The organism is Mycobacterium sp. 012931 (genome assembly GCF_000419295.1).
Classification (GTDB): domain Bacteria; phylum Actinomycetota; class Actinomycetes; order Mycobacteriales; family Mycobacteriaceae; genus Mycobacterium; species Mycobacterium marinum.
In genome coordinates this window covers 357799-378316 of the sequence record NZ_AOPX01000001.1, presented here as the reverse complement: position 1 = coordinate 378316, position 20518 = coordinate 357799, and the positions used below count along the sequence as shown (strand labels likewise).

19 protein-coding genes and 2 pseudogenes are annotated in these 20518 nt (G+C 66.8%); 16 read left to right on the top strand and 5 right to left on the bottom strand.

Going from position 1 to position 20518, the window contains the following annotated elements; translation table 11 throughout:
* Position 1: 1 nt before the first annotated feature.
* Positions 2–490, bottom strand: coding sequence for an inorganic diphosphatase (locus MMSP_RS01645; RefSeq protein ID WP_020785206.1), 489 nt, complete (start codon positions 488–490; stop codon positions 2–4).
* A gap of 140 nt (positions 491–630) precedes the next feature.
* Here MMSP_RS01645 and dacB point away from each other — a divergent pair, with 140 nt between their 5' ends.
* The 4 genes and pseudogenes from dacB to hpt all read left to right on the top strand — a co-directional run bounded on the left by dacB (position 631) and on the right by hpt (position 4662).
* On the top strand, positions 631–2016 hold the full coding sequence (dacB, locus tag MMSP_RS01640; protein WP_051153581.1) for a D-alanyl-D-alanine carboxypeptidase/D-alanyl-D-alanine-endopeptidase: 1386 nt from the start codon (positions 631–633) through the stop codon (positions 2014–2016).
* A pseudogene (locus tag MMSP_RS01635) lies at positions 2013–3072 on the top strand (zinc-dependent metalloprotease). The gene dacB and the pseudogene MMSP_RS01635 overlap by 4 nt, the downstream one beginning before the upstream one ends.
* A pseudogene (locus MMSP_RS01630) lies at positions 3051–4000 on the top strand (ATP-binding protein). Before MMSP_RS01635 ends, MMSP_RS01630 begins: the two co-directional pseudogenes overlap by 22 nt.
* A gap of 53 nt (positions 4001–4053) precedes the next feature.
* Positions 4054–4662, top strand: a complete 609-nt coding sequence (hpt, locus tag MMSP_RS01625; protein ID WP_020785201.1) for a hypoxanthine phosphoribosyltransferase — start codon at positions 4054–4056, stop codon at positions 4660–4662.
* 25 nt (positions 4663–4687) lie between these two features.
* Here the strand turns inward: hpt and MMSP_RS01620 are convergent, their stop codons facing one another.
* The gene (locus MMSP_RS01620) at positions 4688–5434 is read right to left on the bottom strand and encodes an SIMPL domain-containing protein (protein WP_036425988.1); all 747 of its coding nucleotides are present in this window, start codon (positions 5432–5434) and stop codon (positions 4688–4690) included.
* An 890-nt stretch (positions 5435–6324) separates the two neighbouring features.
* Here MMSP_RS01620 and MMSP_RS01610 point away from each other — a divergent pair.
* From MMSP_RS01610 to MMSP_RS01590, 5 genes are all read left to right on the top strand, one after another.
* Complete coding sequence (locus MMSP_RS01610; protein ID WP_020785197.1) at positions 6325–6624, top strand: PE family protein; 300 nt, start codon at positions 6325–6327, stop codon at positions 6622–6624.
* 13 nt (positions 6625–6637) lie between these two features.
* A complete protein-coding gene (locus MMSP_RS01605; protein WP_020785196.1) occupies positions 6638–7879 on the top strand; it encodes a PPE family protein in 1242 nt (413 codons plus the stop codon).
* Between the two features lie 131 nt (positions 7880–8010).
* The gene (locus MMSP_RS01600) at positions 8011–8307 is read left to right on the top strand and encodes a WXG100 family type VII secretion target (protein ID WP_235065642.1); all 297 of its coding nucleotides are present in this window, start codon (positions 8011–8013) and stop codon (positions 8305–8307) included.
* A 638-nt stretch (positions 8308–8945) separates the two neighbouring features.
* Positions 8946–9245, top strand: coding sequence for a PE family protein (locus tag MMSP_RS01595; RefSeq protein WP_012396638.1), 300 nt, complete (start codon positions 8946–8948; stop codon positions 9243–9245).
* Between the two features lie 12 nt (positions 9246–9257).
* Positions 9258–10514 carry a PPE family protein gene (locus tag MMSP_RS01590; RefSeq protein ID WP_020785195.1) on the top strand — a complete coding sequence of 419 codons (1257 nt, stop codon included), beginning with the start codon at positions 9258–9260 and terminating at the stop codon, positions 10512–10514.
* A 31-nt stretch (positions 10515–10545) separates the two neighbouring features.
* On the opposite strand, the gene MMSP_RS01585 is transcribed toward MMSP_RS01590, so the two are convergent.
* From MMSP_RS01585 to MMSP_RS01575, 3 genes are read right to left on the bottom strand one after another with little or no spacing between them, the layout of a single operon-like run.
* Complete coding sequence (locus tag MMSP_RS01585; RefSeq protein ID WP_020785194.1) at positions 10546–11559, bottom strand: zinc-binding dehydrogenase; 1014 nt, start codon at positions 11557–11559, stop codon at positions 10546–10548.
* A complete protein-coding gene (locus tag MMSP_RS01580) occupies positions 11559–12752 on the bottom strand; it encodes an LLM class flavin-dependent oxidoreductase (protein WP_036425984.1) in 1194 nt (397 codons plus the stop codon). Before MMSP_RS01580 ends, MMSP_RS01585 begins: the two co-directional genes overlap by 1 nt.
* Complete coding sequence (locus MMSP_RS01575; protein ID WP_020785192.1) at positions 12746–13711, bottom strand: alpha/beta fold hydrolase; 966 nt, start codon at positions 13709–13711, stop codon at positions 12746–12748. The genes MMSP_RS01580 and MMSP_RS01575 overlap by 7 nt, the downstream gene beginning before the upstream one ends.
* Before the next feature lie 242 nt (positions 13712–13953).
* Here MMSP_RS01575 and ftsH point away from each other — a divergent pair, with 242 nt between their 5' ends.
* The 7 genes from ftsH (at position 13954) to MMSP_RS01540 (ending at position 20498) form a co-directional block, all read left to right on the top strand.
* Complete coding sequence (ftsH, locus tag MMSP_RS01570) at positions 13954–16176, top strand: ATP-dependent zinc metalloprotease FtsH (RefSeq protein WP_020785191.1); 2223 nt, start codon at positions 13954–13956, stop codon at positions 16174–16176.
* Positions 16177–16192: 16 nt separating this feature from the next.
* Positions 16193–16801: a GTP cyclohydrolase I FolE gene (gene folE, locus MMSP_RS01565; RefSeq protein WP_012396632.1), complete on the top strand. Its 609-nt coding sequence runs from the start codon at positions 16193–16195 to the stop codon at positions 16799–16801.
* Positions 16798–17640, top strand: a complete 843-nt coding sequence (gene folP, locus MMSP_RS01560) for a dihydropteroate synthase (protein ID WP_117436454.1) — start codon at positions 16798–16800, stop codon at positions 17638–17640. The genes folE and folP overlap by 4 nt, the downstream gene beginning before the upstream one ends.
* Positions 17633–18034, top strand: coding sequence for a dihydroneopterin aldolase (folB, locus tag MMSP_RS01555; RefSeq protein ID WP_015357456.1), 402 nt, complete (start codon positions 17633–17635; stop codon positions 18032–18034). The genes folP and folB overlap by 8 nt, the downstream gene beginning before the upstream one ends.
* A complete protein-coding gene (gene folK / locus MMSP_RS01550; RefSeq protein ID WP_011741826.1) occupies positions 18031–18558 on the top strand; it encodes a 2-amino-4-hydroxy-6-hydroxymethyldihydropteridine diphosphokinase in 528 nt (175 codons plus the stop codon). The genes folB and folK overlap by 4 nt, the downstream gene beginning before the upstream one ends.
* Positions 18558–19034, top strand: a complete 477-nt coding sequence (locus tag MMSP_RS01545) for a DUF3180 domain-containing protein (RefSeq protein ID WP_020785189.1) — start codon at positions 18558–18560, stop codon at positions 19032–19034. The genes folK and MMSP_RS01545 overlap by 1 nt, the downstream gene beginning before the upstream one ends.
* A 111-nt stretch (positions 19035–19145) precedes the next feature.
* Positions 19146–20498, top strand: a complete 1353-nt coding sequence (locus MMSP_RS01540; RefSeq protein WP_020785188.1) for a DUF6779 domain-containing protein — start codon at positions 19146–19148, stop codon at positions 20496–20498.
* The last annotated feature ends 20 nt before the right edge of the window (positions 20499–20518 follow it).

Here is a 20518-nt window from a genome sequence, read left to right as displayed (position 1 = left end):
ATCAGTGGCCGTCGGTCTTGAATCGCTCCACCGACCGCAACACCTCGGCCTCGGCCTCTTCGCGACCCACCCAGTCGGCCGCCTTGACGAACTTGCCCGGTTCGAGGTCCTTGTAGTGGACAAAGAAGTGCTTAATGGCTTCCAGCTCGAACGCCGGAACGTTGTCGATGTCCTGGATGTGGTCCCAACGATGGTCGCCGGCCGGGACGCACAGCACCTTGTCGTCGCCACCCTTTTCGTCGACCATCCGGAACATTCCGACCGGCCGAGCCTCCACCAGCACACCCGGGAACAGCGGCTCCGGCAGCAGTACCAGGGCGTCCAGCGGGTCGTCATCTTCGCCGAGGGTGTCCTCGATGAAGCCGTAGTCGGTGGGGTAGGCCATCGGGGTGTACAGGTAGCGGTCCAGTTTGACCCTGCCGGTCTCGTGATCGACCTCGTACTTGTTGCGCTGGCCCTTGGGAATCTCGATAGTCACGTCGAATTGCATCGCGTGGCTCCTTTGACTTAGTGAGGCCAGAAGAGGCCTGGGATTAGGTCAAATGCGTCCGGTGACACCCTAGTGCAGCGGTCCTGTGGGCCTGCTGGGTGGCCGGTTGGGCACAATGGGACCGGAAAGACAGGAGAGTTATGGGTCCCAAACGTTGGCGGAAATCCACCCAGGTGTTCCTTGGGGTGGCCGTGCTGGCGTTTGTCGCCGCCGTCGTTGCCGCCGCAGCGTTCTTCACCGTCGGTGGCCGCGCGGCCAGTGCGCGGTTGGTGGTGCCGCCGCCGCGTCCACCGACGGTCAAGCCCGCGGTCACCGCCGTGGCCGACACCGGTGTGGTGCCCAACTCGGGCGCGATGGCCGCCGCGCTGGCGCAGGCCGCGGCCGATCCGAACTTGGGCAAGCTGGGCGGTCGGGTCAGCGATGCGCTGACCGGGCAGGTGCTTTGGCAGCAACTCGACGACGTACCCCTGGTGCCGGCATCGACAAACAAGGTCCTGACCGCCACCGCGGCGCTGCTCACCTTGGACCGTCAGGCCCGGATCAGCACCCGCGTGGTGGCCGGTAGCCCCAGCGGCCAGGGGTCGGTGGTGTTGGTCGGAGCCGGGGATCCGACGCTGTCGGCGGCGCCGCCCGGCGTCGAAACCTGGTACCGGGGCGCGGCGCGCATCAGCGACTTGGTCGATCAGATCCGCCGCAGTGGCATGACGCCGACATCGGTGCAAGTCGACATCTCCGCCTTTACCGGGCCGACGATGGCCCCGGGCTGGGATCCGGCTGACGTCGGCAACGGTGACATCGCCCCGATCGAGGCGGCGATGATCGATGCCGGTCGCGTCCAGCCGACCACGGTCAACTCCCGACGGTCGCTGACCCCGGCGTTGGACGCCGGACGCGAACTGGCCAGGGCCCTTGGTCTGGATCCCGCAACGGCCAGTATCGCCTCGGCTCCCGCTGGGGCGCGCCAGCTGGCCGTGGTGCAGTCGGCGCCGTTGATCGAACGGCTCTCCCAGATGATGAACGCCTCGGACAACGTGATGGCCGAGTGCATCGCCCGCGAGGTCGCGGCCGTCATCAACCGTCCGCGCAGCTTCAGCGGCGCGGTCGATGCGGTGACCACCCGGCTGAACACCGCCCACATCAACACCACCGGCGCGGGGCTGGTGGATTCCAGTGGGCTTTCGGTTGACGACCGGCTGACAGCCCGGACGCTCGACGACGCGATACAGGCCGCGGCGGGGCCGGATCAGCCCGCGTTGCGCCCGCTACTGGATCTGCTGCCGATCGCCGGTGGTAGCGGCACTCTCGGGGAACGCTTCCTGGACCGGGCCACCAACCTGGGCCCGGCGGGCTGGTTGCGGGCCAAGACCGGCTCGCTGACCGCCATCAACTCCTTGGTCGGTGTGGTCACCGATAGCAGCGGACGCGTGCTCACGTTTGCGTTCATCTCCAACGATGCCGGGCCGAACGGACGCAACGCGATGGACGCGTTGGCCACCACGCTGTGGTCTTGCGGGTGCACAACATGACCGCGGCCTCGGATGTGACCCTGGGCAACACCGTCGACTGGCAGTTTGCGGCCACGGTTGGGGGAGCGGCTGGCCCGCCCCGGTCCGCCGTCCAGTGACTACACCCGACGCCAGGCGGTCGACGAATTGATGCGCGCGGCCGAGCAAGCGGAGCCGCCGGTGCGCGACGTCACCGGTTTGATCACCACCGGTGATGTGCCCGCGGCCCGCGTTGTGGACCGGCCGGAGTGGATATGGGCCGCCGCGGAGTCGATGCGGGCCATGACCAACGGGGCCGAGAAGCCGCGCGGGCTGCTCACCGGGCGTATCACCGGTGCGCAGACGGGTGCGGTGCTGGCGTTCGTGGCCTCGGGAATTCTCGGTCAGTACGATCCGTTCGCCGCCGCGGACGGGGCCGGCATGGGCGGTCTGCTGCTGGTGTATCCCAACGTCATCGCCGTTGAGCGACAACTGCGGGTCGACCCATCCGATTTCCGGCTGTGGGTCTGCCTGCACGAGGTCGCCCACCGGGTCCAGTTCACCGCCAACCCGTGGTTCGCCGGCTACATGCAGCAGGCGCTCGGTCTGCTCACCACCGAACCCGCCGACGACATCGGACAGGTGGTGAGCCGGCTGGCGAACTTCGTGCGCAACCGCGACGATCCTGGCGACGATTCGGGCAATGTGACGGGGATTCTCGGTGTGGTGCGTGCCGTGCAGTCCGAGCCGCAGCGTCAGGCGCTGGATCAGCTGCTGGCGCTGGGCACGCTGTTGGAGGGCCATGCCGAACACGTGATGGATGCGGTGGGGCCGATGGTGGTGCCCTCGGTTGCCGTCATCCGTCGTCGCTTCGACGAGCGCCGGCAACGCAAGCAGCCGCCACTGCAGCGGTTGTTGCGCGCGTTGTTGGGCTTCGGCGCCAAACTCAACCAGTACACGCGCGCCAAAGCGTTTGTCGACGACGTGGTGGCCCGGGTCGGGATGAAGCGGTTCAACACCATCTGGACGAGTCCGCAGACGCTGCCCCTGCCGGCTGAGCTGGAGAATCCGCGGCGATGGATCGACAGGGTGCTGTAGCGCAACTGCGCAGGGCCGTCGAGAAGTTCGCGTCGACCCATCTCGACGCCACCGACCGATGGAGTATCGGGCTGTCCGGCGGTCCGGATTCGCTGGCGCTCACCGCCGTGGCGGCGCGGCTGCGGCCCACCACCGCGCTGATCGTCGACCACGGCCTGCAGCCGGATTCGGCCGCGGTCAGCGAAACCGCCCGGGCCCAGGCCGTCTCGTTGGGTTGCGTGGCCGCACGGGTGCTCCGGGTCCAGGTGGGCAATCCGGCCGGGGCCGGGGGTGGGCTGGAGGCGGCGGCGCGCACCGCCCGCTACGGCGCGCTGGACGCCCACCGCGATGGCCCGGTGCTGCTGGCCCACACCCTCGACGACCAGGCCGAGACGGTGTTGCTGGGGCTCGGCCGCGGTTCGGGCGCTCGCTCGATCGCCGGCATACGTCCGCACGATCCACCATGGTGCGCGGGGTGACCCATGACGCGTGCCGGGAACTGGGTCTGACCGCATGGCAGGACCCGCACAACAGCGACCGGCGCTTCACCCGGACGCGGTTACGTGCCGAAGTGCTGCCGCTGTTGGAGGAAGTGCTGGGTGGGGGTGTGGCCGCGGCGTTGGCGCGCACCGCGACCGCGCTGCGCGCGGACACCGAGCTGCTCGACGCCATCGCCGCCGAGGCGCTGCCCACCGCCGTCGTCGATTTCGGCCTGGACACCAGCGTGCTGGCTACGCTGCCCGACCCAGTGCGTCGGCGAGTGATCCGCAGTTGGCTGCTGGCCGGCGGGGCGATCGGGCTGACCGACAAGCAGATCAGGGGCGTGGACGCGCTGGTCACGGCCTGGCGAGGCCAGGGCGGGGTGGCGGTCGGATCGAATTTGAAGGCGCGGCGTCTGGTCGCCGGACGAGGTGGCGGCCTGCTGACTTTGCGGTCCGAGCCAATCTGAGTCGGTGAAGATGGGGACTGGCGTTGGTTGTTCGGGCGCGGACATGGCACGCTGTGCACGTGGCCCAGAGCTCCTCGGCGATCACCCCCGGACATGCAGGCGAGTTGTACCCAGGTGATATCAAATCCGTGCTGCTCACTGAGGAGCAGATTCAGCGTCGAATAGACGAGCTCGCGGCCCAGATCGGCAACGACTATCGCGAGCTGGCCGACACCAGCGATCAGGACCTGCTGTTGATCACGGTGCTCAAGGGCGCCGTGCTGTTCGTCACAGATCTCGCCCGTGCGATTCCGTTGCCTACGCAATTTGAGTTCATGGCGGTCAGCTCCTACGGGTCCTCGACGTCGTCGTCGGGAGTGGTGCGGATTCTCAAGGACCTGGACCGCGACATCGCCGGTCGCGACGCGCTGATCGTCGAGGATGTCGTCGACTCCGGCCTGACGCTGTCCTGGCTGTTGCGCAACCTCAAGAGCCGGCAACCCAAGTCGTTGCGGGTGTGCACCTTGCTGCGCAAGCCCGAGGCGGTGGGGGCCAACGTCGACATCACCTACGTGGGCTTCGACATTTCGAATGACTTCGTGGTGGGTTACGGCTTGGACTACGACGAGCGCTATCGCGACCTGTCCTACATCGGCACCCTCGATCCGAGGGTCTACCAGTAGCGAGCGCGCTCTGCCGACCTGAAACTCAGGTCAGCTCCCACACCGCGGTCACCGAGAAGCTCACCGTCTGCTGGCCTGGTTCCAGCGGCACCATCGAGGTGCGTGGCGCCGGCGTGTTCATCTCGCCGGGCGAGGGCCTGGTGCCGACTCCTTCGGATATGGAAAGCACCGTGCCCAGCCGCAGCCTGGACAACTGGGCGTATTGCTGCGCGCGGCTCTTGGCGTCCTCGAATGCACGGGCGCGCGCGTCCTTGACCAGTTGCGAGTCGTCCTCGATCGAGTAGCTCACCGAACTGATCCGGGTGGCGTCGCCGCCGGTGTTGACGATCAGTTCCAGTAGGCGTGATGCGGCATCGGGTGGACGGATCTTGACTTCGATCGCATTATCGGCGCGATAGCTGCTGATCGCCGCCGCTGCGCCGGGCTCTGGGCTGGTGTACTGGGGCTGTAGCGACACCTCGGTGGTGCGAATGTCCTTACGGTCCACCCCGGCGTTCGCCAGGGCGTCGATGACCGCCTGCTGCCGAGCGTTGGCCTGGCTCACCGCGCCGGTGACGTCCTGAGAAGTGAACTCGATGCCGACCTGCGCGGTCAGGGTGTCCGGGATGCCCTGCACCTGCCCGGACCCGAACACGGTCACCTGACGTGGATTTGCGCCGGGCGCCGCCGCGGTGTGGGAGTCGCACCCGCTCAGGCAGCCGGCGGCCGCACCGGCCACGGCCAAGGCGATCAATCTGCGGGCGAATCCCGGTGTGCTCCATTGGATTGGCATGCCTGGCACCCTAGTCGCCGCGCGGAGTCGACCGGCGGGTGCGCCGTTGTCGGCACCCAGATGTTCTCAATTCACTTCTTGTTCATCTTTGATTCCTGGGAAAGCGCCGGCCCCCGTGACCGGACATTGGTGCCCGAAAGACTGTCAGCAAATGTCATATTGACGACCTTTACGTTGAAAAATTCCAATCCAACCCAAGTTTGACTCAACAATTCTGCACCTCCATAGCAGACCCAGTTTTTGTGCTTTGCAAGAGTCGGCTAGTCCAGGGGGCACCAAAGATCATCAACCCAGCTCACAAGCCTGCTAATCAACAACGCCGGAGCCCTGTCGGCTAGTCCGACGTCGAGCCGTGGGCCCCGGTTGGGCCACCACCCCCCGCCCGGGTACTTGCCGCCGCGGCGCGACCGGGGCCGTGGTCTTGGTGATAGCGCCGGGTCGCGGCCCGGCGCTGCGGCCAGAATCCGCCGCTGAACAGGTTGATTAGCGGCAATTTGTTGATTAGCAGGGGGCTGTCCAGGGCGGCCGCGGGCGGGGCATGGCGGGGATGCAAACCGTCGGAGGCGGGTGGCTGGGGCTTTCGGCGCGGCCCCGTCGCTCGCCCGGAAGGCACGACAGAAGCCGTCTGTCCTCGATATGGGCAAAATTCTATCGAACTCAAATCATATTTGATCCAAATATGTTTCATACAAAAGAAGATATTTACCTGCGCGTTTGGCACAGCAATTGGATTGTTACCGACTCAGCAGTGAACAGGCTGTATGAAGCCTGTGGTTTTTCTACGTATCTGCCCTAACGTGTCCTGCGATCTGCTTCAGCAATGGGGGACGGACAGTCATCGGTCACCGAAAGCTGTTGCTGCAATTAAGAATTGAGGGAGAGGGAAACTCATGTCGATCATGCTTGCGCAGACAGATGTGCTGGCAGCGACTGCGGCGGAATTTCAGTCCATCAACGTGGCGGTGCAGGCCGGGAACGTCGCGGCCGCGGTACCGACCACCGGCGTGGTGCCCGCCGCCGCCGATCTGGTGTCGCTGCTGACCGCGTCGCAGTTTGCCGCGCACGCCCAGCTGTATCAGCAGATTGGAGCCCAGGCGGTGGCGGTTCAGGAGCAGCTGGCCACCACGCTGGGCATCAGTGCGGGTTCGTACGCGGCCACCGAGGCCGCCAAAGCGGCCACCATCGGCTAGGAGACACCGGGTCATGTTGGATTTCGCGCAATTGCCCCCGGAGGTCAACTCCGCGCTGATGTATTCCGGGCCCGGCTCCGGGCCGATGCTGACCGTCGCCGCTGCCTGGGACGTGTTGGCCGCCGAGCTGCAAGCAACCGCGTCCACCTACGACGTTTTGGTGACCGAACTGACCGACGGACCCTGGCAGGGTCCGTCCGCGGCGAACATGGTCGCGGCCGCCATGCCCCAGGTGGAGTGGTTGAGAAACACAGCCGCACTTGCCGAGCAGGCCGGTAGTCAAGCCGTGGCCGCGGCCGGGGCCTACGAGGCGGCCTTTGTCGCGACGGTCCCGCCGCCGGTGATCGCGGCCAACCGGGCGTTGTTGATGGCCCTGATGGCGACGAACTTTCTCGGACAGAACACGGGCGCTATCGCGGCCACCGAGGCGCAGTACGGCGAAATGTGGGCGCAGGACGCGGCGGCAATGTACGGCTATGCCGGCTCGTCGGCGGCGGCCGCGCAGTTGGCGCCGTTCGACCCGGCGGCGCAGACCGTTAGCGCGGCGGGCCTGGCCAATCAGGCCGCCGCGGTCGGTCAGGCATTGAACGGGGCGGTGGACTCACAGGCACTGGCGGAGATTCCCAAGGCGCTGTCGCAGCTGGCCGGAATATCCAACGAGCCCCCTTGGCTCACCGACCTTACTGGTGCGATCGGTCTGACCGGGCATGCCTGGAACTCCAACGGTGACGGAATCATCGTGGGCGGCGCCTTGGGTGACATCGTCCAGGGAGTGACCGGCTCCGCCGAAGTGGATGCCGGTGTATTCATGGACACCTTCAGCAAATGGGTGAGTCCGGCCCGGTTGGCGGTAACTCAGTTCAAGGACTATGTGGGCTTGGCCCATGACCTGCCCAAGTTCGCTCAGGAAGGCGCCAAAGTGGCGGCCGAGGCCGCCAGGGAATTGCCGGCGGTACTGCCGTCGCTTCCGGGCGTCGGTCTGGGCGGGATTACCGGAGCCGTCGGTAAGGCGGCGTCTGTCACTGGGCTTTCGGTGCCAACCTCGTGGATGAACTCCGTCGGTGCCGCGGCGAACCCGGCGATCGTGACGGTCAACAGCCTCGGGGCCGCCGCGGCCGAGCCGGCGCAGGCGGCGGTGGGCGGAGTGCCACTGATGCCCGCCAGTGGGGTCGGGCGCGGAATGGCGGCGCACTTCGCCGCGCCGCGCTATGGCTTCAAGCCGACGATGGTCGTGCACCCGCCCGCCGGAGGGTGACGAAGAACACATACGATCAACGCGAGGTGATCGCACTGCTGTACAGCGGGATCTTCGAGGGAAGGGGCGAGGCTCGCGATTCACCTTGATCTAGCAACGGATTTGACAACTCGTACACGAGAGGCATTCGCATGACCACACGTTTTATGACCGACCCGCACGCGATGCGGGACATGGCGGGCCGTTTCGAAATGCACGCCCAGACCGTCGAGGACGAGGCCCGCCGGATGTGGGCGTCCTCGCAGAACATCGCCGGCGCGGGCTGGAGCGGTATGGCCTCGGCAACCTCACTGGACACCATGGGCCAGATGAACACCGCCTTCCGCAACATCGTCAACATGCTGCACGGGGTGCGCGACGGGGTCCGCGGCAGGTACGCAGCGGCCCTCATCGGGCCGCGTGATGGCTTACCCGCCTCCCGGGGGTGATACCTGGGAGGCGGGTAAGTCCGTTTATGGGGCAGTTGACCTGGGTGTTGAAGTCGACGCGCGTTCGGGTGACCGCCGTGCACTTACCTATTTCCGCATTTGCGGTGCCGAAACCATGGTGGCCCCCTAGGTCATTGATCTCCGGTTGGTCGGGGCCAATATGTCCTGCGGCAACAAAAATACAATCCCTATTGATAAGCGTCGTACACAATCTGGACAAGCGGGGCGGATTTCGTCGGAGAGCCCTCCGCTGTCAACCGGGGGGTTGCCCCGAGGAGGCGCTGGCTGCAGGTGGCAAAAGGCCGGGTGGGGTCGAATCCGGTCGGCTAATACCGCTGGTCGGCGACGACACGCGCCGCGCCGAAAATTCCCCTCATGCCGCGTTTTGCGCCCCTTGGGGACTTGAATTCATCGAATGCGAAGCGTTTGGGCATTGTGAAATAGGGCTCAGATGTGCCGCCGAATTTGAATCGTTGTTAAACCGATTCTGAACAAGATGTTTACGCCTGGTGTTGGTCATCTCTCGTGGTTTTTGTAGTCCCTTGAGCCCCTTGAGTCCCTTAGCCTGATTGCCGATCAGCGTCAGCGCCGTTCGTCGCTGGACGTTATTGGCTCAATTGGTTCTTGAGAGGAGAGCGATGTCGCACGTGACTGCTCAGCCGGAGATTGTGGCTGGAGTCGCATTGGAGCTGCAGGCCATCAACTCGGCGGCGCGCGCCGGGGACGAGGTCGCGGTAGCTCCGACGACAGGAGTGGTCCCCCCGGCGGCAGACCTGGTGTCGATGTTGACGGCAGCCCAGTTCGCCGCGCATGCAAGGGTGTATCAGGCGATCAGCGCTCAGGCCGCGGCGGTACAGGATCAGCTGGTGACCGTGCTGGGTATCTCCGCTGGTTCGTATGCGGCAACCGAGGCCGCCAACACCGTCGCGGTCAGCTAGGCGAGGCCGCACATGCTGGATTTCGCGCTCCTACCGCCAGAAGTCAACTCCACGTTGATGTATTCCGGACCGGGTTCAGGATCGATGTTGGCCGCCGCGGCGGCTTGGCAGGCGCTGGGCGCCGAGTCGCAGTGCACTGCGGACTCTTATCGTTCACTGCTGTCCGGGCTGGTTTCCGGACCATGGTCGGGGCCCGCCGCCGCGGCCATGTCGGCTGCTGCCGCGCCGCATCTGGCCTGGCTGAGCGCAACCGCCGCGCAGGCTGAACAGGTCGGGAGGCAAGCGGCGGCGGCGGCGAGTGCCTACGAGGCGGCGTTTGCCGGGATGGTGCCGCCCGCGGTGGTAGCCGCCAATCGGGCGATGTTGGCGACGCTGGTGGCGACCAACCTCTTCGGTCAGAACACCCCGGCCATCGCGGTAGTGGAAGCCGAGTACGCCGAAATGTGGGCTCAGGACGCGAATGCGATGTACCAATATGCGGCGACGGCCGCGGCGGCGGCCGACCTGACCTCGTTCGTTCCGCCTCGGCCCGCTACCACCGCGAACGGACCGGCCGCTCAGGCCGCCGCAGTCGGCCGGGCCACCGGCGATCTCCTCGCGGGGGATGCGCAATCGTTGCAGCAATTGGTGGAACAGCTGCCCAACGCGCTGCGGGGACTCTCGGAGGCGGCGTTGGTGCCCTCGCTGGAACGGATCTTGCGTGCGCTCGGCCTGATCGGCTGGAAGTGGACGCCCAACGGCGACGGGATCGTGTTAAGCGGCGCACTCGGCGCACTGATAGCGGGTCTCACCGGGTCGTCGACGCTGGATGCCAGCACGCTATCGAACACCTATATCAGGCTGGTTTCGCCCTTCCGGCTCACCACCACGGCGTTGAAAGACATCGACGGTTTGTCCCACAGTCTCTTCCCGGCTGCCGCGCACGCGGGCCAGGAAGCCGCCAAGGCGGTCGAGGCCCTGCCACAAGCGCTGCCGAAACTGCCGTTGTCGGGCGTGTCGAGTGGTCTCGGGGGGATTGGCAGGGCCGCCCAGATCGGGGGTCTGTCGGTACCCAACGCTTGGGCGAGTTCGATGCCCGGGTTGGGCCGCGTTGCAACCGATCCGCTCAGCTCCGTTGCCGCTGCCGCCGCGGCCGCCGACCCCAGCCAACATGTCTTTGGCGGCTTGCCGGCTCATGGCACACCCGCGCGCGGCTTCGCCGCCTCGGCGGCCCCTCCCCGATATGGGTTTCATCCCAGGGTGATGACGCGCCCGCCGGCCGCCGGCTAGGCCAACGCGCCGCGACGTCGGGGTAACCGGGCTACGGAGTGACGAGAACCTTGCAGTGGCGTTCGGGGTCGGCGAGGTCGTCAAAGGCGGCGCCGACCCCGGCCAGGTCCACCTCGCCGGCGATGAGCGGGCTGACGTCTATGAGTCCCTCGGCTAGTGCCCGCAGTGAAGTGGCGAACTCTTCGGGGTCATAGGCGAGCACAAACTGCACGTTGATCTCTTTGGTGATCGCGAAGAACGGATGCACGGTGTCGGGCTGCATGCATACCCCGGCGACGATCAACCGGGTGCCCGGACGTGCCCGCAGAATTACCTCGTCGATCATCCCCGGGACTCCCACCGCTTCAAACACCACGGTGGCCTTGACGTGCTCGAACGGTGACGAGACGGCCGGGTCGACCGTCTGGTGAGCTCCCATGATGCTGGCCAGCTCGCGCCGCTTCTGCGAAAAGTCTGATGCCACAATCGTTTCGACACCGCGCATCCGCAGGGCCGCGATGATCGCGATGCCGATCGGCCCGCAACCGAGCACCAGGGCGGTGTCGCCAACGTCGACGCCGGCCTTGTTCACCGCATGTAATCCCACCGCCATGGGTTCGGTCAGGGCGGCATGCCTGAAGTCCAGCCCATTGGGGACGGGCAGCAGCAGCGGCGCCGAGAGCAACATCCGCTCGGCGTACCCGCCGATGGTGTCGTTGCTGGAGAAGATGGGCTCGACTCCCTTGGCGGACAGCAACACCGGGATGGACGCGACGAGCGTCCCCGCGGGGTAGGTGTCGGTGTCGGGTCCGGCCTCGATCACCTCGGCGCAGAACTCGTGACCCATGAAGACATCACGGCTCAGGTCGGTGTTTGTGTAGCCGTCGCCGTGTGAGAGTCGCGAACTCATTGCCAACACTTCTGGCCCATGCGCGGCGAAATGCAGGTCCGATCCACAGATTCCGCATGCTCGCACTCCGACCAGCACCTGGCCCGGCCCGGGGGTGGGTTCGGCCACATCGTCGCGATAGGTCATGTGTCCATTGCGCAGCACGGACGCCCGCATCAGGTCTGACCTTCTCCGCGCTCGGTCACGTGTTCGGTAATTGCCGCTACCACGGCTTGACCGGCGCGGCCGATCAAGTCCTCACGCTTGTCCCTGGCCCATTCGTGCGAGGCGCGCGGCGCCTCGAGTTGTCCCTTGAAATACGGAATCACCTTGCGGGCAAACAGATCATAGGAATGGAAGGTCGCTTGCGATGATGCCCAGTCATGCCCGAGTAGCAGCAGAGTCCCGAAGCCGCCCGAGCGATTGAGCAGATCTTCGATGTATGCGATCGCGTCCTCGGGGGTTCCGATGCAGCAATTTCCCTTGGCCGCATAGTCTTCCACGAACTCGCGAGTGCCTTCGGCGCCGTCCGTCGCGTTGGACAGCGGAACGAACCCGGCCGCGCCGAAGTACTTCGAGAAATCCGGCAGCCCGTAGATGCAGTCTTGGATCGCCTGGTCGCGGGTATCCGACAGGTGCATGATGGACAGCACGCGCCAGTCGCGGCGGTTGGGCTCCGCCCGGCCGACCTTGGCGGCCTGCTCGCACACCACCTGCCAGGTGTTCTCGAGCGCCGCATAGCCGCCGGGCACCGACATCGACAGCGACAGCAGCGACGTACCCAGGCTGCCGGCCAGCCGTGGACCCGACGGCGAGATCATGGCTGCCGTCGAGATCTCGGGATAGGGCCAGGTGTACGGGCGGATGTGCAACTGCGCGTCGCGCAGGGTGAACCAATCGGAGTGGCGGTCGATGCGTTCACCCGGTGCGGCGCGCAGCAGAGCCAGGATCGCTTCCAGGGATTCCTGCATCATCCGGCGCTGGTCGATCGGATCGATGCCCATCATGTAGGCGTCCGATGGCAGCGCCCCCGGGCCCGTGCCGAACATGACCCGGCCCCGGGTGAGGTGATCGAGCAGCACCCATCGGTCGGCCACCATGAGCGGGTGGTGATACGGCAGCGACATCACCCCGGTGCCCAGCCGGATGTGCTTGGTCCGCTCGGCGGCGGCCGCAATGAATACCTCCGGGCAGGCGATCAGCTCGTAGCCGCCGGAATGGTGTTCACCAAACCAGGCCTCGTCGTAGCCGAGGCGGTCCAGGGCGACAACGCGCTCCATGTCGTATTCCAGAGCCACCGTCGGCGATTGGCCAGTCGGGTGAAACGGTGTGATGAAGACTCCGAATTTCAGCGGCGCATCGGTCACCATTGCACTCCTTTGAGGAAGTCGAGAAGTGTGGCGTTGACCTCGTCCGGCCGTTCCTGCTGCAGCCAGTGCCCGGCGCCCTCAACCATCACTTCGCGGTATGGACCGGTGATCACTTCCGATGCCCGATCGCTACGGGCGAAAGACAACACCGGATCCTTTGTGCCGGCCATGAACAACGACGGAACCGTGATGGTGGCGCCCTCGAGATCGGCGGTGGTTTCCCAGTTGCGGTCGAAATTGCGGTACCAGTTGAGCCCGCCGGTGAATCCGGTGCGGGTGAACTCGCTGATGTAATGATCCAGCTCGTCGCGACTGATCCAGCTGGGCGGCGCGTCGGGCTCCGGCAGTCGGTAGATGAAGCCCTCGGGGCCGGGGGCGACCATCCGCAGGGCCGCGCCCTGATCGGTCGGGGATCGTTGGCCGCCGATCATCCGGCGCATCGTGCGAGCCGGGTCACCATTGAGTTCGGCGTCGGCCACCCCGGGCTGCTGGAAATAGAGGATGTAGAAGAAGTGCTCGCCGAAGCGCTGGCGGAATGCCTGGATTGGCGGCACCTGGGCGCGGGGCAACACCGGAACGCTGAGGCCGGCGACCGCGGCGACGCGGTCGGGGTGCAGCAAGGGCGCATTCCACACCACGACAGCACCCCAGTCATGGCCCACCCAGGCGGCACGCTCGGCGCCGACGTCGTCGAGCAGTCCTACCAGGTCCGCGGTCAGCTGGTGGATGTCGTAGTCCTCGATCGCTTCGGGGCGAGAGGAACCCCCGTAGCCGCGTTGATCGGGGGCCAGCACGTGGTAGCCGGCCTCGGCAAGCACCGGGATCTGGTGCCGCCAGGAATAGGCCAGTTCGGGGAAGCCGTGGGCCAATATCACCACCGGCGCACCCCGCTCGCCGGCCTCGGTCACGCGCAACCGCACGCCGTTGGTGTCGACTAACCGCTCGGTTGATGTAGCCACCATTTCACCAAAGCACAACGCCACACCGGTGAGAAGGGCTTGTTGTTGAGGGTGGCCGCCGCCCGGCCGCGGTCCGCTTTGCCCGATCGTGCCCGCTGCGCAACCCGCCGGTGTGAGCCATGCCTTTCGCCGGATTGCCGTGTTACTGCAACCATCCGGAACTACCGGTCGTTGGTCTAGCGGTAGCCTTGACATTTCCAGCTGCGTATTTGGAAGGACCAGGCCGGCACGGCCGAAGATTGATGAACCGAAAAAACGTGATCCGCACCGTGACGGCGGTCGCCGTGGTGGTGGTGCTCGGCTGGTCGTTCTTCTACTTCAGTGACGACACCCGCGGTTACAAGCCGGTCGACACCTCGGTGGCGATGTCACAGATCAACGCCGACAACGTCAAGAGCGCGCAAATCGATGACCGTGAGCAGCAGCTGCGGCTGGTCTTGAAGAAGAGCAGCAGCGACACCGACGGTTCCGACAAGGTCATCACCAAGTACCCCACCGGTTACGCGGTCGACCTATTCAATGCCTTGACCGCCAAGAACGCCAAGGTCAGCACGGTGGTCAACCAGGGCAGCATCCTGGGCGAGCTGTTGGTTTACGTGCTGCCGCTGCTGCTGCTGGTGGGCCTTTTCGTGATGTTCTCCCGCATGCAGGGCGGCGCCCGGATGGGCTTCGGCTTCGGGAAATCGCGTGCCAAGCAACTGTCCAAGGACATGCCCAAGACCACATTCGCCGACGTCGCCGGCGTCGATGAAGCGGTCGAGGAGCTCTACGAGATCAAGGATTTCCTGCAGAATCCGTCCCGCTACCAGGCGCTGGGCGCCAAGATCCCCAAGGGCGTGTTGCTCTACGGCCCGCCGGGAACCGGTAAGACGTTGCTGGCTCGCGCCGTGGCGGGCGAGGCCGGGGTGCCGTTTTTCACCATTTCCGGATCCGACTTCGTCGAGATGTTCGTCGGGGTGGGTGCATCCCGGGTGCGGGACCTGTTTGAGCAGGCCAAACAGAACAGCCCATGCATCATCTTCGTTGACGAGATCGACGCGGTCGGCCGCCAACGCGGCGCCGGCCTCGGTGGCGGCCACGACGAGCGGGAACAGACCCTCAACCAGCTGCTGGTCGAAATGGACGGGTTCGGCGATCGCGCCGGCGTGATCCTGATTGCGGCCACCAACCGGCCCGACATTCTGGACCCGGCGCTGCTGCGTCCCGGTCGCTTTGACCGCCAGATCCCGGTCACCAATCCTGACCTCGCCGGACGCCGGGCGGTCCTGCGGGTGCATTCCAAAGGCAAGCCGATCGCTGACGGCGCTGACCTGGACGGGCTGGCAAAACGGACTGTCGGCATGACCGGGGCCGATCTGGCCAACGTCATCAACGAGGCGGCGCTGCTCACCGCCCGCGAGAACGGCACCGTCATTACCGGCCCCGCCTTGGAGGAGGCGGTAGACCGGGTCATCGGCGGCCCACGCCGCAAAGGGCGGATCATCAGCGAGCACGAGAAAAAGATCACCGCCTATCACGAGGGCGGTCACACCCTGGCGGCCTGGGCGATGCCCGACATCGATCCCGTTTACAAGGTCACCATCCTGGCCCGGGGACGAACCGGTGGTCATGCGGTAGCGGTGCCCGAGGAGGACAAGGGGCTGCGGACCCGTTCGGAGATGATCGCGCAGCTGGTCTTTGCGATGGGCGGGCGCGCCGCCGAGGAATTGGTGTTCCGGGAGCCGACCACGGGTGCGGTGTCCGATATCGAGCAGGCGACCAAGGTCGCTCGGGCGATGGTCACCGAGTACGGCATGAGCGCGCGGCTGGGCGCGGTCAAGTACGGCACCGAGCATGGTGACCCGTTCTTGGGCCGCTCCATGGGCACCCAGTCGGACTACTCGCACGAAGTCGCCCGCGAAATCGACGAAGAGGTGCGCAAGCTCATCGAGGCGGCCCACACCGAAGCGTGGGAGATTCTCACCGAATATCGCGATGTGCTCGACACCCTGGCCGGCCAGCTGCTGGAAAAGGAAACACTGCACCGGCCGGAGCTGGAGTCGATCTTCTCCGACGTGGAAAAGCGGCCCCGACTCACCATGTTCGACGATTTCGGCGGCCGGATTCCGTCGGACAAGCCGCCGATCAAGACACCGGGCGAACTGGCCATCGAGCGCGGTGAGCCCTGGCCGCAGCCGATGCCGGAGCCGGCGTTCAAGCAAGCCATCGCGCAGGCTACCCAGGCGGCGCAGTCGGCCAGCGAAGGGACCGGCCGCGGCCCCAACGGCTCTCGAGGCGCCGACGCGAACCCCGGCAGCCATCCCGACTACGGCGTCCCGGCGGGCTGGCGCGCTCCCGGGTGGCCCCCGCCGTCGGAGCGGCCGCAACCATCGGGCTATTCCCCCGATCAGCCATCGGACACCGACGAGTCGTCCGAGCAGCAGGACAGGGACGTAAGCCGGTCCAACCCCCCGGCCCACGGCTGACGAACGGAGAGTTGCAATGACGCAGCTGGATTCCCGAACCGAGGCAACGACCACCCGGGCGTTCGACCAGCCGCGTGCCGAGGCCGCCGTCCGCGAGTTGTTGCTTGCGATCGGCGAGGACCCGGACCGGGGCGGTTTGCGCGACACCCCGGCCCGCGTGGCCCGTGCCTATCGCGAGATCTTCGCGGGGCTTTACACCGACCCCGACGCGGTACTGAACACCATGTTCGACGAAGACCACGACGAGCTGGTGCTGATCAAAGAGATTCCGTTGTACTCGACGTGCGAGCACCACCTGGTCTCGTTCCATGGGGTGGCCCATGTCGGCTATATCCCGGGCCGGGATGGCCGGGTGACCGGGCTGTCCAAGATCGCCCGGCTGGTGGACCTCTACGCCAAGCGTCCTCAGGTGCAGGAGCGGCTCACCAGCCAGATCGCCGACGCCCTGGTCAAAAGGCTCGGACCGCGCGGGGTGATCGTGGTGGTCGAAGCCGAGCACCTGTGCATGGCGATGCGCGGGGTCCGCAAGCCCGGTGCGGTCACCACGACCTCGGCGGTGCGTGGGCAGTTCAAGACCGATGCCGCTTCTCGGGCCGAGGCGCTGGACCTCATCCTGCGTAAGTGAGTTCGCGGCCTGTGCAGGTTATGGGCGTATTGAATGTCACGAACGACTCGTTCTCCGACGGTGGGCGCTACTGCGACGAGGCCAAGGCCATCGAGCACGGTCTGGCGCTGGCGGCCGAAGGTGCGGACATCATCGACGTCGGGGGGGAGTCGACTCGGCCGGGCGCCGCGCGGGTTGACCCGGCCGTCGAGGCGTCCCGCGTCTTGCCCGTCATCAAAGAACTGGCCGCGCGCGGTATCAAGGTCAGCATCGACACCACCCGCGCGGCCGTAGCGTGCGAGGCGCTGCACAAGGGCGCGCAGATCGTCAACGACGTGTCCGGAGGGCGGGCCGATCCGGCAATGGCCCCGCTGGTCGCCGAAGCCGGTGTGCCGTGGGTGCTGATGCACTGGCGGCCGGTGTCCGACGACAACCCACATCAGGTGCCGAACTACCGCGATGTGGTGGCCGAGGTGCGCGCCGAGCTGCTCACCGCCGTGGATGATGCGATAGCCGCGGGCGTTGGCCCATCGAATCTGATGATCGATCCCGGCCTGGGCTTCGCCAAGGCCGGACAGCACAATTGGACGCTGCTGCACGCCCTGCCGGAGTTGGTCGCCACCGGGATCCCGGTGCTGGTGGGAGCGTCTCGAAAGCGCTTCCTCGGGTCGTTGCTGGCCGGCCCGGATGGTGCGGTACGGCCGCCGGACGGGCGGGAAACGGCGACCGCGGTGATTTCCGCATTGGCGGCGCTGCACGGCGCATGGGGTGTGCGGGTGCATGATGTGCGGGCATCCGTCGACGCCCTCAAGGTCGTCGACGCGTGGCAGCGGGCTGAAAGGACTGGGCGCGATGGCTGACCGAATCGAGTTGCGGGGCTTGATTGTTCATGGCCGCCATGGGGTCTACGACCATGAGCGGGTAGCCGGGCAACGGTTCGTCGTCGACATCACCATGTGGATCGACTTGGCCGACGGCGCCCGCAGCGACGATCTGGCCGACACCTATGACTATGCCCAATTGGCGCAGCGCGCGGCCGAGATCGTCGGCGGGCCGCCGCGCAACCTGATCGAGACGGTCGGTGCCGAGATCGCCGACGAGGTGATGAACGACGAACGGGTACATGCCGTCGAGGTGGTCCTGCACAAGCCGCAGGCCGCCATCGCGCAACCGCTGGCTGACGTGGCGGTGGTGACCCGGCGGTCGCGGCGCGGGGGGCGTGGTTCGGTGATCCCCGCGGACCGAGCGGTATGAGTTCGGTAGTGCTGTCGGTCGGTTCCAACCTGGGCGACCGCCTGGCGAACCTGCGTTCGGTGGTCGACGGACTCGGCGACACGTTGGTCGGGGCGTCGCGTGTCTATGAGACCGATCCGTGGGGTGGGGTGGCCCAGGAGCCGTTCCTCAACGTGGTGCTGATCGCAGACGATCCCGCTCGCGACGGCCATGCCTGGTTGCACCAAGCTCAGGAGTACGAACGGGCGGCCGGCCGGCAGCGTCTGCAGCGGTGGGGGCCGCGCACGCTCGACGTGGATCTGGTCGCCTGTTACCAGGCCGGCCCGGCCGGTCGTACCGAAGTGCGCTGCAACGACAGCATCCTGACGCTGCCACACCCATTGGCGCATCAGCGGGCCTTTGTCATGGTCCCTTGGCTCGACGTTGACCCCGCGGCCGAACTGACCGGACCGGAGGGCCCGCGCCCGGTCGCCGCGCTGCTGGCCGGGCTGCCGCCGGCCGATCGGGCAAGCGTGCGGTTGACCTCGCTGACCGTGGCAGCCTGATGGGACCGACCCGTAGGCGCGACCTGGCCGCCGCCGCGATCGGGGCGGCGGTCGCCGGCTATCCGATGGTGCTGGTGTTGTTCCGGTCGTTTCCCCCGCTCACGGTGTGGACCGGGCTGTCACTGCTGGGGGTTGCGATCGCCGAGGCGCTATGGGCCCGCTTCGTAAGAGCCAAGATCAACGATGGCGAGATAGGGGATGGATCCGGACAGCTGCATCCTCTGGCGGTGGCTCGCAGCCTGATGGTCGCCAAGGCATCGGCCTGGGTGGGTGCGCTGGTGCTGGGCTGGTGGATTGCGGTCTTGGTGTATCTGTTGCCGCGGCGGTCCTGGCTGCGGGTGGCGGCCGAAGATATGACCGGCGCCCTGGTGGCGGCCGCAGGCGCGCTGGCGTTGATCGTTGCCGCTTTGTGGCTGCAAAATTGCTGCAAGTCGCCGCAGGAGCCGCCCGAGCGGGGCGAGGGCGCGGAAGGCTGACCACTCCCGCGGCCCGGCCCGCCGGCGTTGCTGGCTGCGGCACGGACTTTGCGGGAGAATCGCCGGACCGGCGCGACACGTGGATGCAGGTCGCGCGGGTACAGTCAGGCCATGACCGTTCTGTCCCGCGGCGCCCGGGTCCGGCGCGGCGGCCGCAGGCCGGGTTGGGTGCTATTGACGACGTTGCTGGTTCTGGCAATTGGAGCTAGTTCGGCACTGGTTTTCACCAATCGGGTGGAACTGCTCAAGCTCGCCGTGGTCCTCGCGCTGTGGGCCGCGGTCGCTGGTGCGTTTGTGTCCGTGCTCTATCGTCGCCAGGCCGAAGCGGATCAGGCGCGGGCGCGCGACATGAAGCTCGTCTACGACCTGCAGCTGGATCGCGAGATCTCGGCCCGCCGCGAATACGAGCTGGCGGTGGAGTCGCAGTTGCGTCGCGAGCTCGCCGCCGAGTTGCGGGGCGCGGCCGCCGACGAGGTGGCAGCGTTGCGCGCCGAATTAGCTTCGCTGCGAACCAGTCTGGGAATCTTGTTCGATGCGGACCTAGAACAGCGCCCGGCGCTGGAGACGGTGGACAGGGAGTCGCGCACCGCCCGCGCTGTCGCCGATCGGCTCCAAAACGGCGAGAGTCCAGCCACCGACTGGCTGCCCAGTGACCGGATTGCCATGGCCCGTCGAGACGAAAATCTCAACCGCGCCGAGGAAGCGATCATCGATGTGCCGGAGGTAGGCGTGCCGCCTCTGGACGAGCGTGACGTGCAGCCGGGTAGGGGACCGTTTCTGCAGCCCCCGCCGCCCGCGCCTCCGGGCCCCGAACACCCCGCCGAGTGGGTCGGGCCGCCCCAGGAGGCTGCGCCGGTTCAGCCTGACCTGCACTACGAGCCGCATCGTCGACCGCCGCCCGCGCCACCAGTACCCAATGCCGAACCCTCGCCTTGGCGACCGGTTGCCGCGGACGGACAGTGGTTGCCCCCCGGCGCTCCGGGCAGCCACTGGGTGGCCGAGGAGGCGGCTGGCGCCGAAACGCAGGACCGGTCTTCGGGTCGACGCCGCCGTGCCCGGCATTACGATTCCGACGAGGACCAAGGTGACATCGGTGAGTTCGACCGGGAATACGGCGGCAGACGGTCGCGATCTCGTCATTCCACCGACTACCGCGACTATGGGGTGGGCCGCCTGGGAGCGGGGCCGCCTCCAGGCCCCGGACCAGCCCAACCGCCACCAATGGCACCCGCTGCACCGCCGTGGCCGGGCCCCCAGCCCGCCGAGCCCGCGGCGCCCCGGTTGGCCCCGCCGCCCGCACCCGACCTTGCCTCCCGTCATCGCCGCCCGGAAGAAGAACGCCCCGATGTGGCGGGCTCGCATGACTCTGACTCGCAAAGCGGTGGTCAGTCCGTCGCTGACCTGATGGCACGGTTGCAGGTGCAGCCTTCCGGCGGCGGCCGGCGCCGGCGCCGTGACGGCTGAAATGGGTGTCGACCAACAAA

What these genes read in the sequence shown, in the direction of transcription:
- MMSP_RS01585 (WP_020785194.1), bottom strand. Translation starts at nt 11,559, where the DNA reads ATGCGGGCGTCCGTGCTGCGCAATGGACACATGACCTATCGCGACGAT.
- folK (WP_011741826.1), top strand. Translation starts at nt 18,031, where the DNA reads ATGAGTTCGGTAGTGCTGTCGGTCGGTTCCAACCTGGGCGACCGCCTG.
- dacB (WP_051153581.1), top strand. Translation starts at nt 631, where the DNA reads ATGGGTCCCAAACGTTGGCGGAAATCCACCCAGGTGTTCCTTGGGGTG.
- folE (WP_012396632.1), top strand. Translation starts at nt 16,193, where the DNA reads ATGACGCAGCTGGATTCCCGAACCGAGGCAACGACCACCCGGGCGTTC.
- MMSP_RS01620 (WP_036425988.1), bottom strand. Translation starts at nt 5,434, where the DNA reads ATGCCAATCCAATGGAGCACACCGGGATTCGCCCGCAGATTGATCGCC.
- MMSP_RS01605 (WP_020785196.1), top strand. Translation starts at nt 6,638, where the DNA reads ATGTTGGATTTCGCGCAATTGCCCCCGGAGGTCAACTCCGCGCTGATG.
- folB (WP_015357456.1), top strand. Translation starts at nt 17,633, where the DNA reads ATGGCTGACCGAATCGAGTTGCGGGGCTTGATTGTTCATGGCCGCCAT.
- MMSP_RS01590 (WP_020785195.1), top strand. Translation starts at nt 9,258, where the DNA reads ATGCTGGATTTCGCGCTCCTACCGCCAGAAGTCAACTCCACGTTGATG.
- MMSP_RS01580 (WP_036425984.1), bottom strand. Translation starts at nt 12,752, where the DNA reads ATGGTGACCGATGCGCCGCTGAAATTCGGAGTCTTCATCACACCGTTT.
- MMSP_RS01545 (WP_020785189.1), top strand. Translation starts at nt 18,558, where the DNA reads ATGGGACCGACCCGTAGGCGCGACCTGGCCGCCGCCGCGATCGGGGCG.
- MMSP_RS01610 (WP_020785197.1), top strand. Translation starts at nt 6,325, where the DNA reads ATGTCGATCATGCTTGCGCAGACAGATGTGCTGGCAGCGACTGCGGCG.
- MMSP_RS01645 (WP_020785206.1), bottom strand. Translation starts at nt 490, where the DNA reads ATGCAATTCGACGTGACTATCGAGATTCCCAAGGGCCAGCGCAACAAG.
- MMSP_RS01595 (WP_012396638.1), top strand. Translation starts at nt 8,946, where the DNA reads ATGTCGCACGTGACTGCTCAGCCGGAGATTGTGGCTGGAGTCGCATTG.
- MMSP_RS01600 (WP_235065642.1), top strand. Translation starts at nt 8,011, where the DNA reads ATGACCACACGTTTTATGACCGACCCGCACGCGATGCGGGACATGGCG.
- ftsH (WP_020785191.1), top strand. Translation starts at nt 13,954, where the DNA reads ATGAACCGAAAAAACGTGATCCGCACCGTGACGGCGGTCGCCGTGGTG.
- MMSP_RS01540 (WP_020785188.1), top strand. Translation starts at nt 19,146, where the DNA reads ATGACCGTTCTGTCCCGCGGCGCCCGGGTCCGGCGCGGCGGCCGCAGG.